This window comes from Nocardia heshunensis, from assembly GCF_054782115.1.
In genome coordinates this window covers 35,719-49,654 of record NZ_BAAGTC010000026.1, presented here as the reverse complement: position 1 = coordinate 49,654, position 13,936 = coordinate 35,719, and the positions used below count along the sequence as shown (strand labels likewise).

Genomic DNA, 13,936 nt, shown 5'->3' with positions numbered 1-13,936 from the left:
CCCCGAACCCCCAAAAGACTCTGGCCCGCTTCCCATTTGGGAAGCGGGCCAGAGTTCTATGACTTGATCAAGTCACGGAGCAGGCTTACTTGGCCTTCTCCAGGACCTCGACCAGACGCCACCGCTTGGTGGCGGACAGCGGACGGGTCTCCATCAGCTGCACGCGGTCGCCGACGCCGGCGATCTCGTTCTCGTCGTGGGCCTTCACCTTCGAGGTGGTGCGGATGATCTTGCCGTAAAGCTTGTGCTTCACGCGATCTTCCAGCTCGACCACGATGGTCTTGGTCATCTTGTCGGAGACGACGTAGCCGATGCGCACCTTGCGCGAGCCACGCTCCTCCTGCTTGGCCGGCGTCTTGGCCGGGCCCTTTACGTCGCTCATGCGGCGTCTCCCTTGCCTTCAGGACCGGAGGCCAGGCCGAGCTCGCGCTCGCGCATGACCGTGTAGATACGCGCGATCTCGTGGCGGACCACACGCAGGCGACGGTTGTTGGTCATCTGACCGGTCGCCATCTGGAAGCGCAGGTTGAACAGCTCTTCCTTGGATTCGCGCAGCTTGGCGACGAGCGCCTCGTTGTCGAGCTCGCGGAGCTCTGCGGCCGGGTTAGCGGTAGCCATCAGAACTGCTCCTCTCGGGTCACGATCCGGCACTTCATCGGGAGCTTGTGCATCGCGCGGCGCAGGGCCTCACGAGCGATCTCCTCGGTGGGGTACGAGATCTCGAACATGACCCGGCCGGGCTTGACGTTCGCGATCCACCACTCGGGCGAACCCTTACCGGAACCCATGCGGGTTTCGGCAGGCTTCTTGGTGATCGGGCGGTCCGGGTAGATGTTGATCCAGACCTTGCCGCCACGCTTGATGTGGCGGGTCATCGCGATACGAGCCGACTCGATCTGACGGTTGGTGACGTAGGCGGGCTCGAGAGCCTGGATGCCGTACTCACCGAACGTCACCGCGGTGCCGCCCTTCGCCATGCCGGAACGGCCGGGGTGGTGCTGCTTGCGGTGCTTGACCTTGCGGGGCATCAACATAGGTCAGCCCTCCTGGTTCTCTACCGGAGCCTCCGCGACTGCAGTCGCGGCACGCCCGGCCTCGGTGCTGGTCGCCGTGGTGCCCTGGGCACCGCTGCGACGGGGACGGCTCGGACGCTCGCGACGCGGGCGATCGTCACGATCGCGGTCGCCACGGCCGGACGGGGCCACAGCGGTGACCTCGCGCTTGCCGCCGACGATGTCGCCCTTGTAGATCCAGACCTTCACGCCGATGCGGCCGAAGGTGGTCTTCGCCTCGTACAGGCCGTAGTCGATGTCGGCGCGCAGCGTGTGCAGCGGCACGCGACCCTCACGGTAGAACTCCGAGCGCGACATTTCCGCGCCGCCGAGGCGGCCGGAGCACTGCACACGGATGCCCTTGACGTTCGGCGAACGCATGGCCGACTGAATGGCCTTACGCATCGCACGACGGAACGCCACACGGTTCGAAAGCTGCTCGGCCACACCCTGAGCAACCAGCTGCGCATCCGACTCGGGGTTCTTGACCTCGAGGATGTTCAGCTGAACCTGCTTCTTGGTGAGCTTCTCCAGCTCGGCGCGAATGCGGTCGGCCTCGGCGCCACGACGGCCGATCACGATGCCCGGACGCGCGGTGTGGATATCCACACGGACGCGATCACGGGTGCGCTCGATCTCGACCTTCGAGATGCCGGCCCGCTCCATGCCCGTGGCGAGGAGCTTGCGGATCGCGACGTCTTCCTTCACGTAGTCCGCGTACTGCTTGTCCGCGTACCAACGCGACTTCCAGTCGGTGGTGATACCGAGGCGGAAGCCATGGGGGTTGATTTTCTGTCCCATTTACTTTGCCCCTCCCTTCCGGCGGCTACGAGTGGCAGCGCCGGCGGTGGGCACGCTCTCGACCTCGATGGTGATGTGGCTGGTGCGCTTGCGGATCCGGAACGCACGGCCCTGGGCCCGCGGCTGGAAACGCTTCATGGTGGCGCCCTCGTCGACGAAAGCCGTCGAGATCACCAGGGTGGCCGGGTTGAGGCCGAGGTTGTTCTCGGCGTTGGCGGCCGCCGAAGCGACAACCTTCGCAACCGGCTCGCTCGCTGCCTGCGGAGCGAACTTGAGGATGTTCAGCGCGTCCTCGACACGACGGCCACGGACCATGTCCACGACGCGACGAGCCTTCATCGGCGTCACGCGGACGTGCTTGGCGGTCGCGCGCGCGGTCGGGTTCTGAGTTTCAGTGCTCATCGCCGCTTGCTCTTCCGATCTTCCTTGACGTGGCTCTTGAACGTGCGAGTCGGCGCGAATTCACCGAGCTTGTGTCCAACCATGTTCTCCGACACGAACACCGGCACGTGCTTGCGGCCATCGTGGACCGAGAACGTGTGACCGATGAAGTCGGGGATGATGGTGGAACGACGCGACCAGGTCTTGATGACCTGCTTCGTGCCCTTCTCGTTCTGAACGTCCACCTTCTTGAGGAGGTGTCCGTCGACGAACGGGCCCTTCTTCAGGCTACGTGGCATCTTTAACCTCCTCCTTAACGCTTCTTGCCGCGGCGGCGGACGATGAGCTTGTCACTGGGACGGTTGGGCTTGCGGGTGCGGCCCTCGGGCTTGCCCCACGGGGAGACCGGGTGGCGACCACCGGAGGTCTTACCCTCACCACCACCGTGCGGGTGGTCGACCGGGTTCATGACGACACCACGGACGGTCGGGCGAACGCCCTTCCACCGCATACGGCCGGCCTTGCCCCAGTTGATGTTCGACTGCTCGGCGTTGCCGACCTCGCCGATGGTGGCGCGGCAGCGCACATCGACGCGACGGATTTCACCCGACGGCATACGCAGGACGGCGTAGGCGCCTTCCTTACCCAGCAGCTGGATGCTCATGCCCGCGGCGCGAGCCAGCTTGGCGCCGCCACCCGGACGCAGCTCCACCGCGTGAATGGTGGTACCGGTCGGGATCGAGCGCAGCGGCAGGTTGTTGCCAGGCTTGATGTCGGCGCCGGGGCCGGACTCGATCTTCGTGCCCTGGGCAATGCCCTTGGGCGCGATGATGTAGCGCTTCTCGCCGTCCGCGAAGTGCAGCAGGGCGATGTTCGCGGTGCGGTTCGGGTCGTACTCGATGTGAGCGACCTTGGCCGGCACGCCGTCCTTGTCCAGGCGACGGAAGTCGATCAGACGGTAGGCACGCTTGTGGCCACCACCCTTGTGACGGGTGGTGATGCGACCCTGCGCGTTACGGCCACCGGTCTTGGTGAGCGGACGCAGCAGCGACTTCTCGGGGGTCGAGCGGGTGATCTCGGCAAAGTCCGAGACCGAGGCACCGCGGCGACCCGGGGTTGTCGGCTTGTACTTACGAATTGCCATGAGTTCTTCTGCCTTTCTGAAGTCCCCGCCGCTTACGCGACCGGGCCTCCGAAGATCTCGATGGGCTTGCTGTCGGCCGAGATGGTCACGAGCGCGCGCTTGGTGTCCTTGCGCTTGCCGTAACCGAAGCGGGTCCGCTTGCGCTTGCCCTGACGGTTGGCGGTGTTGACGCTCGTGACCTTGACACCGAAAACCTTCTCAACGGCAATCTTGATCTGCGTCTTGTTCGAATCCGGGTGCACCAGGAAGGTGTAGGTGCCGTCCTCGATCAGTCCGTAGGACTTCTCGGAGATCACCGGCGCGAGCAGAATGTCGCGGGGGTCGGCGATGGTGGTCACTTGCTCTCCTCCTGTGCAGCTTCGGCGGGGCCGTGCACGAAGGCGTTGAGCGCCTCGACCGAGAACACGATCTCGTCCGACTTCAGGACGTCGTAGGTGTTCAGCTGGTCCGGGGCGATCGGGTGCACGCCCGGCAGGTTCGCCACGCTCTTCCACGCGGTGACATCTTCCCGGCCGACGACGACCAGGATGTTCTTCCGCTCCGAGATCTCGGCGAGGAAGGACTTGGCCGACTTGGTCGACGGGGTCTGACCCGCGACCAGCTCGGTGATGACGTGGATGCGCTCGTTGCGAGCCCGGTCCGACAGAGCGCCACGCAGCGCGGCGACCTTCATCTTCTTGGGCAGACGCTGGGTGTAGTCACGCGGCTGCGGGCCGTGGACGGTGCCACCGCCGGCGAACTGCGGCGCACGGGTCGAACCCTGGCGCGCACGGCCGGTGCCCTTCTGGCGGTACGGCTTCTTGCCACCGCCGCGGACCATGCCGCGGGTCTTGGTGGCGTGCGTGCCCTGGCGAGCCGCGGCCTGCTGGGCCACGACGACCTGGTGCATCAGCGCGATGTTCGCGGTCACGTCGAAGATCTCCGCGGGGAGCTCGACGGTGCCCTCGGTCTTGCCGCCAGCGGCCTTGACCGTGAGCGTCAGGTTGGTCTTGGTCTCGGTGCTCATGCCCGGGCACCACCCTTCACTGCACTCTTGACGATCACGACGTGGCCACGACGGCCCGGGATCGCACCCTTGATCAGCAGCAGACCGTTCTCGGCATCCACCTTGTGGACCGTGAGGTTCTGCGTGGTGACGCGGTCGTTACCCATGCGGCCCGACATGCGCATGCCCTTGAAGACACGGCCCGGGGTGGAGCAACCACCGATGGAACCCGGACGACGGTGCACCGCCTGCGCACCGTGCGAGGCACCCTGGCCCTTGAAGCCGTGACGCTTCATGGTGCCGGCGAAGCCCTTGCCCTTGGAGGTGCCGGTCACGTCGACGTAGCTGCCCTCGGCGAAGGCCTCCGCGTTGATCTCCTGGCCGACCTCGAAGGCGGCGGCGTCGGCGACGCGCAGCTCGGCGATGTGGCGGCGAGGGGTGACACCGGCCTTGGAGAACTGGCCGGAGACCGGCTTGTTCACCTTGCGCGGGTCGATCGACCCGTAGGCGACCTGGATGGCGGCGTAGCCGTCACGCTCCACGGTGCGGATCTGGGTAACGACGTTCGGGCCCGCCTTGACGACGGTCACGGGAACGACGCGGTTCTTTTCGTCGAAGACCTGGGTCATGCCGAGCTTGGTGCCCAGGATGCCCGCGGCCGGACGAGTCTTGTTGTCAGTCATATTCGAAGTCCCCGTCACTGAATGTTGACGTCGACGCTGGCCGGCAGGTCGATGCGCATCAGGGCATCAACCGTCTTCGGCGTCGGGTCGAGGATGTCGATAAGCCGCTTGTGGGTACGCATCTCGAAGTGCTCGCGCGAGTCCTTGTACTTGTGCGGCGACCGGATGACGCAGTAGATGTTCTTCTCGGTGGGCAACGGCACCGGGCCGACGACACGGGCACCGGTACGGGTCACCGTCTCGACGATCTTGCGCGCAGACGCGTCGATCGCCTCATGGTCGTAGGCCTTGAGCCTGATGCGGATCTTCTGTCCCGCCACGCTGAGTGTCCTTTTCTCCGCTTACGTTGTGGCCCAGGGGCTTTCGCTCCCGTACCACCCTCATTTGCACTGCCCGAACACACGAAGACGCATCAGCCACCACACGACCGGCCCACCTGGGGCCCGATCCATCGCCGCTGTTCATCTGTCATGGTTCATCCGGTCCACGCGGTCGGGCGTGTCGCTCCGCCGCTCATTCCTCGGCCCGGACCAAAATCCTGTAAGCCTCGGAACATTGTTCCGGACGCACCCACGCCGTACTCCAGCGGGGTGCAAAATTGGGTCTTGCTCGCCCACCACCAGCGCCGATCCAACGGAAAAGACGCAACCCGGAGTGGGCAACCCGAACAGTATGCCTCGAGCCATGGGGGCAGTTCAAATCGCCCCCTCCCCCGGACGAAAACCCGATGGCGCTGGTCACACCGGGTCGAGAAAGTGAGACGGCGGGTCGCAGAGCGACCCGCCGTCAGTAGCTCCCTACCGGATCAGGGAAAGATCGGAGCCTGGGAGACGGGCGTGGGCAGCGCCTGTACGACGCGGAACAAGCAACCGTCATTGCGGGCCGGGTCGTAGATGCCGAAGGCGACGACGCCGTGCCGGATGGCGGCCTCGGTGACGATCTCGTCGATGTCGGCGTAGACGAATTGGCCGTCGTAGGGCAGGACCGAATCCTTGTCGAGGACGAAGTACTGCTGATCCCACGGCAGGACATTGTCGAGAATGCCCGGGATGGGGCTGTTGGCGAGGGCGGCCGTCTCGCTCTGGTTCAGAATGACGGCGACATAGATGCCCTTGCCCGGATCGATGATCGGCGTGATGGCCGAGGCCGAACCGGCTGTCGCCGCGGTACCGGAAGTGACCGCCGCGAGCGCGATGCCAACCGTGGCCACCGCAGTGCGAATACGCATGATTTCGAAAACTCCTGAATTTTCCCCGACCGCCGACCCGTGTGGCGTCGGCTCCCAGCCGCGCCCCCGGCGCGACCCGACAAGCTAACAACCAACCGCTCGGTTCCGCTCGACGAGCTGGGGCACTTACCGATTCGATGACCTATTCACGCGACGCGCGCGAATCCGGCGCACGAAGCGGTAGGCGATCCAGATCAAGAGCGCGAAAGCGGCGCAACCGATTCCGAAGTCCAGCGGCCAGCGCAGCGAGTCGGTGATCGCGATATCGGGGGTCGCGCGGACGGCCAACTCCGCGCCCGCCGGATAACTCTCGGTGACGCCGTGCAACAGACCCGAGCCATGCGCGCCGTCGCGGAGCTGCCAGGTGCCGTTGCAGTAGAAGGTGGAATTGCCGCGATAGGAGGTGCTCCAGCAGTCGCGAACCCGCGCGGTGACACGGTCCCCGGTGAAATAGACCACCACCTTGCCGAAGTACCCGGGGATCAGCAGGCTCACGGCGGCCAGCGCGAACACGCCGACCATCCGGAACCGGGTTCGATACGGCTCGGCGATCCGCCACGGCTGCCTGCCACGTTTCGCGTGCTTGGCCACGTTTCGAACTGTGCCATCCACATTCGGCGGGCATCGGCACCGCCGCACCCGCACAGAACTTACTTTCAAGTAAGATAGCCGCCATGGGTAAAGAAACCGCTACTTATCGCGGGTGGAAGAAGCTTCCCGACAACCGGATCGGGCACACGTTGTTCTCCCTCGGGATGGTGGCCCGGGTCCCCTATTTCGGGACCGTGCTGCCGAGCGTGGTGCGCCTGGAGCCGGGCCTGTGCGAGGTGACCGCCCCCAAGTGGTTCGGCATCCACAACCACCTCGGCACCTTCCACGCCATCGCCGCGTGCAATCTGGCCGAGGTAGCGATGGGCATGCTCTCCGAGGCCACCGTCCCGGATACCCACCGCTGGATCCCCAAGGCCATGAACGTCCAGTACCTGGCCAAGGCCAACTCGAGCCTGCGAGCCCTCGCCGAACTCCCCGAAGTCCCCGACTTCACCACCATCACCGAAGGCCAGAACCTGGTGGTCCCGGTCTCCATCTACGACAAGTCCGGCGTCGAGGTCGTCCACGCCGACATCACCACCTGGGTGACCCCCAAGTAGCAGCAACCAACAGACTGGTGAGTCACACGAACCGTGGAGTGACTCACCAGCGGACGCGTAGGGACCTCACAGCTACCGTCAATAGCGTTGCGGGCATGACATCTTCAACACACGCAAGTGATGGTTCCGAGCCTCTTTCTGGGCGGCGGCGGCCGGGGGTACTTCTTCGGACCGTTGCCGGGGTGACGGTGGCCTTGGCGGCGACGCTCGGGTTGGCGGCCTGCGGGTCGAGTGATCATTCGAGTCAGGGTGGGAATCAGCAGCAGGGGCCGGGGGATCACAAGGGCGCCGGTGGGGGCGGGAGAGGGGTCGGGGGGAAGATCACCAGTGAGGGGTCGGGGTCCTGGATGATCACGAAGCAGGACGGGAGTACGGAGACCGTCACCATTTCGCCGACGACGGAATTCGGGTCGAAGAAGCAGAGTGAGACGGCGGCTCAGTTCGCGGTCGGCGATCAGATCATGGTGCAGGGGCAGGAGTCCAACGGCAGTATCGCGGCCACTCGGATCATTCATGCGCGGGAGCGTGGGAATGGGACGCCGTCGGGTACGCCGGGCGCTACACCGCCGAGTTCGGGGAGTGCGGCGCCGTCGGCTACGCCGACCAAGTGAGTTCGGAATTAGCTTCGATAGTTATTTCGGTCGGCAAGTCTGTTGTCGCACAACGGACTTGCCGACATTGCTTACCTACCGGCATTACTGACCGACCGGCGTGCTCAGGAACATGACGACGGCGGCGATGCCGAGGCCGATGGGCAGGATCGCGAGCGCGATACGCAGCGCCCACGGGGACCAGTAGGCGGGGAGCCATTGCGCTACCGCCGCGATCACGCAGAACAGCATCAGGTTCGTCGCGATGTCGATGTGGTGGAAGGTGTTCGGGCAGGAGTCGCGGCCGTTGCAGGAATCCGTTGCGAAAGCGCTGAGCACCATCGCACCGAAGCAAATCACCAGCAACACCGCCGACAGGCCGGTGGAGACGGTGGCGGGCACCCACCACAGGCGCCGTGGGTCGCGGGGCGTGCCGGCGGGAATGTGCATGGGCCGCATGGGCGGTGGCATGGGAGCTCCGAATTGATTCATCGATGCCTCCTACCGGGTCGCCACCATCGATGGTTCCGACCGAGTGGCCTGCGGACTTTCCGGAATCCTACTGGCCGGGGTGCGAAGTCGGAGTCGGCCTGGCGCGGTGCGGGTCAGGCTGTTTGAATGCGGGTATGAGTGGCCGAGAGGTCGGCAGAGCGGCCGACGTGTGTGTGGTGGGGCTCGGTCCCACGGGGCGGGCTTTGGCGCATCGCGCGATGGCGGCGGGCCTGCGGGTGGTGGCGATCGATCCGCGGCCGACGCGGTTGTGGGCGCCCACGTATTCGTGCTGGGTGGATGAACTGCCGGAGTGGCTGGGGCACAACGCGATTGCCAGCCGCATCGACGCGCCGGTGGTGTGGACGACCGCCGAGCATCGGATTCCACGCCCCTACTGCGTGCTGTCCAAGCAGGGCCTGTTCGACGCGCTGCCGCTGGATGACGCGACGGTGGTCACCGGCCGCGCCCGCATCGTGGAGGCGCACCGGGTGGAGTTGGCCGATGGCACCGAGGTGCGGGCGGCGACCGTGTTCGACACCCGCGGCCAGGCCGCCCCGGCCGCCCGCCGGACCGCCAGCGCGCACGGCATTTTCGTGGACGAGGATATTGCCGCGCCGATGGTGCGCGAGGGCGAGGGCCTGCTGCTGGACTGGCGCGACGAGAACGGCGCGGGCCCGGACGAGCCGCCGTCGTTCCTGTATTCGGTGCCGCTCGGGGACGGCACGGTGATCTTCGAGGAGACCAGTCTCGGCCTGCGCGGCGGTATGCCCCAGCACGAGCTGCGGCGACGCACCCTGAATCGGCTGGCCGCGCACGGGATTCGGTTGCGCGGCGACGAACCCACCGAGGCCGCGCACTATCCGCTGGACGCACACCCGCCGCAGGCCGGGCGCGGCGAGGTGATCCCGTTCGGTTCGCGCGGCGGCATGATGCACCCGATCACCGGGTACTGCGTGGCGGATTCGCTGTCGCTGGTGGACACGGCGATCGATGCGGTGCAGCGCGGCACCGATCCGGTCGAGGCGCTGTGGCCGCGGCAGGCCCGGCTGGTGCATTGGATGCGCATGCGCGGCGTGTACGGACTGGGCCGTCTGACGACCGCCCAGTCCAAGGCCATGTTCGACGCCTTCTTCACCCGCCCGCCTCGCCAGCAGCGCGCCTTGCTGTCCGCGCACGCCGACTACACCGCGCTGGGTACCGCCCTGTTCATGACGGTCGCCACCACCTACCCGTTCCGCTGGCGCTACGACCTGGTCGGCTGGCGGAACCGGAATCGCTGGCTGGGTTGGGATTACGGGCAGCCGCGCTCGGAGGCGGATCTGCTGCTCCCCGAGGACTCGCGCTCCTGAGTCACACCCAGTTCTCGATCCAGTACTTCCAGATGACCGAGGCGTAGGCGGCCAGCGGCGGCACCTTGATGGCGGTGCCCGCCAGCGCGGCGGCGGTGTGGCGGGAGTCGAAGCGGCAGGCGAATTCGGTGTCCTCGATGACGTCCATCGGGATGCCGACCTGACGCAGCGCCCATCCCATGCCGGGCACCCGCAGCGTCACGTCGAGCGTCGGCTTGGGCATGACCTCGATCAGATGTGGCGCCCCGGCCTCGTCGGCGAAGAGGTTGAAGACCTCGGCCACGCTCTGCTCCCGCGGATCCACCAGGTGGTAGGTGGAGGGCCCGTCCCCGGGCCGGTGCGCGATGTGGTCGAGCGCGCGGGCCACGTAATCGACCGGCACCATATTGGTTTCGCCGAGTTTGGGCGCCACCACCGGCAGGATGCGTGGCAGCTGCGCGGCCATGCGCAGCAGCCGGAAGAAGTAGTAGGGCCCGTCGATGCGGTCGATCTCGCCGGTGCGGGAGTTGCCGATGACGATGGCGGGCCGGTAGATCCGCCACGGCACGGCGGTCTGCTCGCGCACGTCCTGTTCGGCCCGCAGCATGGCGCGCTGGTACGGCGTGGGCAGTAGCTGCCCGACGTCGGTCATGCCCTCGGTGAACAGGCCCTCCCAGGCCCCGGCCACGCGCGCGGTCGAAACGTGGTGCAGCCGTCCGGCTTCCAGCGCGCCCGCGAGTTCGGCCACCCGGCGGGTGCCGCCGCCCGCACCGTTCGCGTCGAATCCGGCCGCGAGGTGGAAGACGTGGTCGATCGAACCGCGCTGTGCGGCAATCCAGCTCGAGTCGATGCCGAGTCCGGGTGCCGCGAGGTCCCCGCGCACCGGGCGGACCCGGTCGCGGGCGTCCCATTCGCGGAGGCAGCGGTTGAACCGCAGCACGGAGTCCTCGCCCGGACGGACCAGCACGTGGACGTCCGCGCCACGTTTCAGGAGTTCCGGTACCAGAAATCGACCGATGAACCCGGTTGCCCCGGTAACCAGGTAAGCCATGGGGCAACCTTAACGTGACGCGGACCACACTCCGCCCGAGGCTCGGCAAAGGCCCCAAACATCGCACACCAGGCGAACTCTCGGGGCGTGTCGGAACCTACGCCGAGTCTGTCTACGCTCCGGTCTCCGCCGCCCGCCGGTAGCCGCGGATCGCCGGGTACGCGAACACCACGATCATGCCGACGACCCACGCCACCGTCTTCCACAGCGGCGTCGCGATCGGCCCGTCGAAGGACAGTCCACGCATGGCGTCGATGGCGGTGCTCATCGGCTGGTTCTCGACCGTCGCCTGCAGCCAGGTCGGGTAGGCGAAGACCGGCACGAATCCGGAGTTGAAGAACATCAGCAGGGTGTTGAACAGGCTGACGATCGACACCAGCAGGATGCCCTCGGTGAGCGTGGCCAGCGCCGTCACCAGCACCGCGAATCCGATGGCGAACAGCACCGGAATGGCCAGCATGGCAACCGCACCCGCGAACCCGTACCAGAACCGGAAGCCCAGCGCGATGCCGACGACCAGCACGAACAGCGACGTGATGATCACGCGCACCGCCTCGGCCAGCAGGCGTCCGGTGAGCCCGGCCGCGCGGTGGATGGGCATGGTGTGGAACCGCCCGAGCAGCCCGGTGGCCTTCTCGACCTTGAAGCCGAGGGCGCTGACGGTGGAGCCGGACATGGCCGCGACCAGCATGACCATCGGCGTGGTGCCGTAGATGCTGGGCGCGCCGGTGGCGCGGGAGATGGAGTCGCCCAGCACGATCCGGAACATGATCAGCGTGACCGCGGGGAAGACCAGGGTCTGGATGGTGGTGGAGGGGTCGCGCATCCAGCCCATGAGCAGCCGCTTGCACTGGATCAGGCTCTGTTCCACCCAGATCGAGAGGGTGCTCTCGGAGCGCGGTTTCACCGTGGGCAGCGGCTGATGCCCCACCCACGAATCCGCTTCTGTAGCCGTAATACTCATGATCGCCTCGTACTCGCCCAGACGGCCAGTGGCGTGAACACCACGAGCCCGCCGATCAACCACACCAACGGCACCCACAGCACCTGCCAGGTCACCCCGTGCGCGGCCATGTCACGCAGCGCGAAGGAGAACTGGGAGATGGGCTGATTGCGCACGAACGGCCGCACCCAGCGGGGGAAGCCGTCCTCGGGCACGAAGCCGCAGGACATCATGCCGAAGATCAGCGTGGGCAAGGTCAGTGCCTGGCTGAGGGATTCGGGGCTCTTGGTGAGCGATCCGAGTCCGTCGGCGCCGATGGCCAGCACGGTGCCGACCGCAATGGAGAACAGGCAGAACAGCACGGCCTGCCCGAATCCGGCGACGAACCGGAAGCCGATGAGGTAGCCCCAGCCGAGTGCCGCGATGAGCGAGACGACCGAGCGCACCAGGCCCGCGGACTGCCGCGACACCAGCGGCACCATCGCCCCGATGGGCATGGTCTGCATGCGGGTGTTGAGTCCGGTCATGGATTCGTACGCGGCCAGCTGCGCGTTCGACATCATGGTGAACGACATGGTCTGCAGCACGATGATCGGCATGACGAACTGCGCGTAGTTGATGCCGCTGAACGCCATGACGTATTTCAAGGGCAGGTAGAAGCCGAGGGTGAAGATCAGCGGCACGATCACCGCGACGATGAGCTCGCCCTTGGTCGCCATCACCCAGACGACCCGCCCGGTGAGCGCACGCCACTGGGCGAAGCTGTTGGGCCGGGCGGGCGGTACCCCGGCGAAGAGGTCGGCGGCATCGGCCGCGGTGGCGGTCATGCCTCGCCTTCCGGGTCGCTGTGCTCCTTGGTCCCGGAGTGTCCGGTGAGGGTGAGGAACACATCGTCGAGGGAGGGGCGACGCAGGCCGATGTCGGCGAGCCGCACCCCGGCGCTGTCGAGTCGCCGCAGCGCCTCCGACAGGGTGCCCGCGCCGTCGGGGGCCGGGATCGAAAGCCGGTCGCCGCCGTCCAACTCCGCGCGGACCGCGTCGGGCACCAGGTCGCCGAGCGCGTCGGCGGCGGTGACGAGCTGCTTGGGATCGAGCGGCACGACCTCGCAGTAGCTGCCGCCGGTCTTCTCCTTGAGCGCGTCGGCGGTGCCTTCGGCGATGACGGTGCCCTTGTCGATGACGATGATGTTGTCGCTGAGCACGTCGGCCTCTTCGAGGTACTGCGTGGTCAGCAGGACGGTGATGCCCTGGGTCTTGAGCGCGGTGACCAGGTCCCAGACGCCTTGGCGGGAGCGCGGATCCAGGCCGGTGGTGGGTTCGTCGAGGAATACCACCTCGGGCCGGACCACCAGCCCGCAGGCGATGTCGACGCGGCGGCGCATGCCGCCGGAGTAGTGGCGCACCGCGCGGCGGCCCGCGCCGGTGAGGTCGAATTCCTCGAGCAGGGCGTCGGCGCGCTGCCGGGCGGCCTTGCGGGGCAGACCCATGAGGCGGCCGAAGAGTTCGAGATTCTCGCGGCCGGACAGGTTCTCGTCGAGCGCCGCGTACTGGCCGGTCATCATGATGGATCGGCGGACGGCGGCCGGGTCGGCGCGGACGTCGTGTCCGGCGATGCGGGCGACGCCGGAGTCGGGGCGCAGCAGGGTGGACAGGATCTTGACCGTGGTGGTCTTGCCCGCCCCGTTGGGACCGAGGATGCCCAGCACCTGGCCGCGCGCGGCGGTGAAGCTGACGCCTTGGAGGGCGTGCACGTCGCCGAAGGATTTGCGGACGTCTTCGACGTAAACGGCCGGTTCGTCGGGTGCTACGGAATCCGGTCTGTCCAAGCTGGGCATCAACTCTCCACTATCGGCTGGTCGGGCTGAAACTATGTAGCCCCGGCGGCGGGTCCCCACATCCGAGAGGGGTAACCCTTCGGGATGATCCACACCGCCTGGCGTGATGTTACCGGCGCATCCGAAGTGGGGCCGTTTCTTTGCCGAAGCAGCCATCGGCAAACTGTGTGCTTGGTCACAAACTGCTGGGTCCCCGAATAGCTGCTGATCCAGGCGCAGACCGAACGGTATGCGGTGATTTCGCTACCTTGTCGCATCTGCGACTCGAACCAT

The 13,936-nt window shown here is 66.7% G+C and carries 21 protein-coding genes; 3 read left to right on the top strand and 18 right to left on the bottom strand.

The genetic code is table 11. The features are described from left to right. Nucleotides 1-85: 85 nt before the first annotated feature. The 13 genes from rpsQ to ACYVN4_RS40320 all read right to left on the bottom strand — a co-directional run bounded on the left by rpsQ (nt 86) and on the right by ACYVN4_RS40320 (nt 6,865). The gene (gene rpsQ / locus ACYVN4_RS40380; protein ID WP_033091024.1) at nt 86-382 is read right to left on the bottom strand and encodes a 30S ribosomal protein S17; all 297 of its coding nucleotides are present in this window, start codon (nt 380-382) and stop codon (nt 86-88) included. Beyond that, nucleotides 379-618, bottom strand: a complete 240-nt coding sequence (gene rpmC / locus ACYVN4_RS40375; RefSeq protein ID WP_157388623.1) for a 50S ribosomal protein L29 — start codon at nt 616-618, stop codon at nt 379-381. The genes rpsQ and rpmC overlap by 4 nt, the downstream gene beginning before the upstream one ends. Continuing rightward, a complete protein-coding gene (gene rplP, locus ACYVN4_RS40370; protein WP_379353986.1) occupies nt 618-1,034 on the bottom strand; it encodes a 50S ribosomal protein L16 in 417 nt (138 codons plus the stop codon). Before rplP ends, rpmC begins: the two co-directional genes overlap by 1 nt. Nucleotides 1,035-1,037: 3 nt before the next feature. After that, nucleotides 1,038-1,853 (bottom strand): 30S ribosomal protein S3, encoded by an 816-nt coding sequence (gene rpsC, locus ACYVN4_RS40365; protein WP_379353988.1) that lies wholly within the window; start codon nt 1,851-1,853, stop codon nt 1,038-1,040. Then, nucleotides 1,854-2,255 carry a 50S ribosomal protein L22 gene (gene rplV / locus ACYVN4_RS40360; RefSeq protein ID WP_379353990.1) on the bottom strand — a complete coding sequence of 134 codons (402 nt, stop codon included), beginning with the start codon at nt 2,253-2,255 and terminating at the stop codon, nt 1,854-1,856. After that, nucleotides 2,252-2,533: a 30S ribosomal protein S19 gene (rpsS, locus tag ACYVN4_RS40355; RefSeq protein ID WP_040804204.1), complete on the bottom strand. Its 282-nt coding sequence runs from the start codon at nt 2,531-2,533 to the stop codon at nt 2,252-2,254. Before rpsS ends, rplV begins: the two co-directional genes overlap by 4 nt. A gap of 14 nt (nt 2,534-2,547) precedes the next feature. After that, nucleotides 2,548-3,378 (bottom strand): 50S ribosomal protein L2, encoded by an 831-nt coding sequence (gene rplB, locus ACYVN4_RS40350; RefSeq protein WP_379353992.1) that lies wholly within the window; start codon nt 3,376-3,378, stop codon nt 2,548-2,550. Between the two features lie 32 nt (nt 3,379-3,410). Further along, entirely contained in the window at nt 3,411-3,716 is a 306-nt protein-coding gene (gene rplW / locus ACYVN4_RS40345; protein WP_033091018.1) for a 50S ribosomal protein L23, read from the bottom strand. Further along, nucleotides 3,713-4,384: a 50S ribosomal protein L4 gene (gene rplD, locus ACYVN4_RS40340; RefSeq protein ID WP_379353994.1), complete on the bottom strand. Its 672-nt coding sequence runs from the start codon at nt 4,382-4,384 to the stop codon at nt 3,713-3,715. The genes rplW and rplD overlap by 4 nt, the downstream gene beginning before the upstream one ends. Continuing rightward, nucleotides 4,381-5,046, bottom strand: coding sequence for a 50S ribosomal protein L3 (gene rplC, locus ACYVN4_RS40335; RefSeq protein ID WP_379353996.1), 666 nt, complete (start codon nt 5,044-5,046; stop codon nt 4,381-4,383). The genes rplD and rplC overlap by 4 nt, the downstream gene beginning before the upstream one ends. 14 nt (nt 5,047-5,060) lie before the next feature. Then, nucleotides 5,061-5,366, bottom strand: a complete 306-nt coding sequence (gene rpsJ / locus ACYVN4_RS40330; protein ID WP_040804197.1) for a 30S ribosomal protein S10 — start codon at nt 5,364-5,366, stop codon at nt 5,061-5,063. Nucleotides 5,367-5,851: 485 nt separating this feature from the next. Then, a complete protein-coding gene (locus ACYVN4_RS40325; RefSeq protein WP_460728723.1) occupies nt 5,852-6,274 on the bottom strand; it encodes a hypothetical protein in 423 nt (140 codons plus the stop codon). 126 nt (nt 6,275-6,400) lie between these two features. Then, nucleotides 6,401-6,865, bottom strand: coding sequence for a hypothetical protein (locus ACYVN4_RS40320; protein ID WP_460728721.1), 465 nt, complete (start codon nt 6,863-6,865; stop codon nt 6,401-6,403). An 83-nt stretch (nt 6,866-6,948) separates the two neighbouring features. Here ACYVN4_RS40320 and ACYVN4_RS40315 point away from each other — a divergent pair, with 83 nt between their 5' ends. Next, nucleotides 6,949-7,425, top strand: a complete 477-nt coding sequence (locus tag ACYVN4_RS40315) for a hotdog fold domain-containing protein (RefSeq protein WP_460728719.1) — start codon at nt 6,949-6,951, stop codon at nt 7,423-7,425. Nucleotides 7,426-7,520: 95 nt separating this feature from the next. Then, nucleotides 7,521-8,036 (top strand): DUF5666 domain-containing protein, encoded by a 516-nt coding sequence (locus ACYVN4_RS40310; RefSeq protein WP_460728717.1) that lies wholly within the window; start codon nt 7,521-7,523, stop codon nt 8,034-8,036. An 84-nt stretch (nt 8,037-8,120) separates the two neighbouring features. Here the strand turns inward: ACYVN4_RS40310 and ACYVN4_RS40305 are convergent, their stop codons facing one another. Beyond that, a complete protein-coding gene (locus ACYVN4_RS40305) occupies nt 8,121-8,507 on the bottom strand; it encodes a hypothetical protein (RefSeq protein WP_460728715.1) in 387 nt (128 codons plus the stop codon). Between the two features lie 134 nt (nt 8,508-8,641). Here ACYVN4_RS40305 and ACYVN4_RS40300 point away from each other — a divergent pair, with 134 nt between their 5' ends. Continuing rightward, entirely contained in the window at nt 8,642-9,856 is a 1,215-nt protein-coding gene (locus ACYVN4_RS40300; RefSeq protein ID WP_460728713.1) for a lycopene cyclase family protein, read from the top strand. Nucleotide 9,857: 1 nt separating this feature from the next. Here ACYVN4_RS40300 and ACYVN4_RS40295 read toward each other — a convergent pair whose 3' ends face one another. The 4 genes from ACYVN4_RS40295 to ACYVN4_RS40280 all read right to left on the bottom strand — a co-directional run bounded on the left by ACYVN4_RS40295 (nt 9,858) and on the right by ACYVN4_RS40280 (nt 13,663). Next, nucleotides 9,858-10,886: an SDR family oxidoreductase gene (locus ACYVN4_RS40295; protein ID WP_460728711.1), complete on the bottom strand. Its 1,029-nt coding sequence runs from the start codon at nt 10,884-10,886 to the stop codon at nt 9,858-9,860. A 112-nt stretch (nt 10,887-10,998) separates the two neighbouring features. Further along, nucleotides 10,999-11,850, bottom strand: a complete 852-nt coding sequence (locus ACYVN4_RS40290) for an ABC transporter permease (protein WP_460728709.1) — start codon at nt 11,848-11,850, stop codon at nt 10,999-11,001. Continuing rightward, the gene (locus ACYVN4_RS40285) at nt 11,847-12,656 is read right to left on the bottom strand and encodes an ABC transporter permease (protein WP_460728707.1); all 810 of its coding nucleotides are present in this window, start codon (nt 12,654-12,656) and stop codon (nt 11,847-11,849) included. Before ACYVN4_RS40285 ends, ACYVN4_RS40290 begins: the two co-directional genes overlap by 4 nt. Further along, nucleotides 12,653-13,663 carry an ATP-binding cassette domain-containing protein gene (locus ACYVN4_RS40280; RefSeq protein WP_460728705.1) on the bottom strand — a complete coding sequence of 337 codons (1,011 nt, stop codon included), beginning with the start codon at nt 13,661-13,663 and terminating at the stop codon, nt 12,653-12,655. The genes ACYVN4_RS40285 and ACYVN4_RS40280 overlap by 4 nt, the downstream gene beginning before the upstream one ends. Nucleotides 13,664-13,936: the final 273 nt, after the last annotated feature.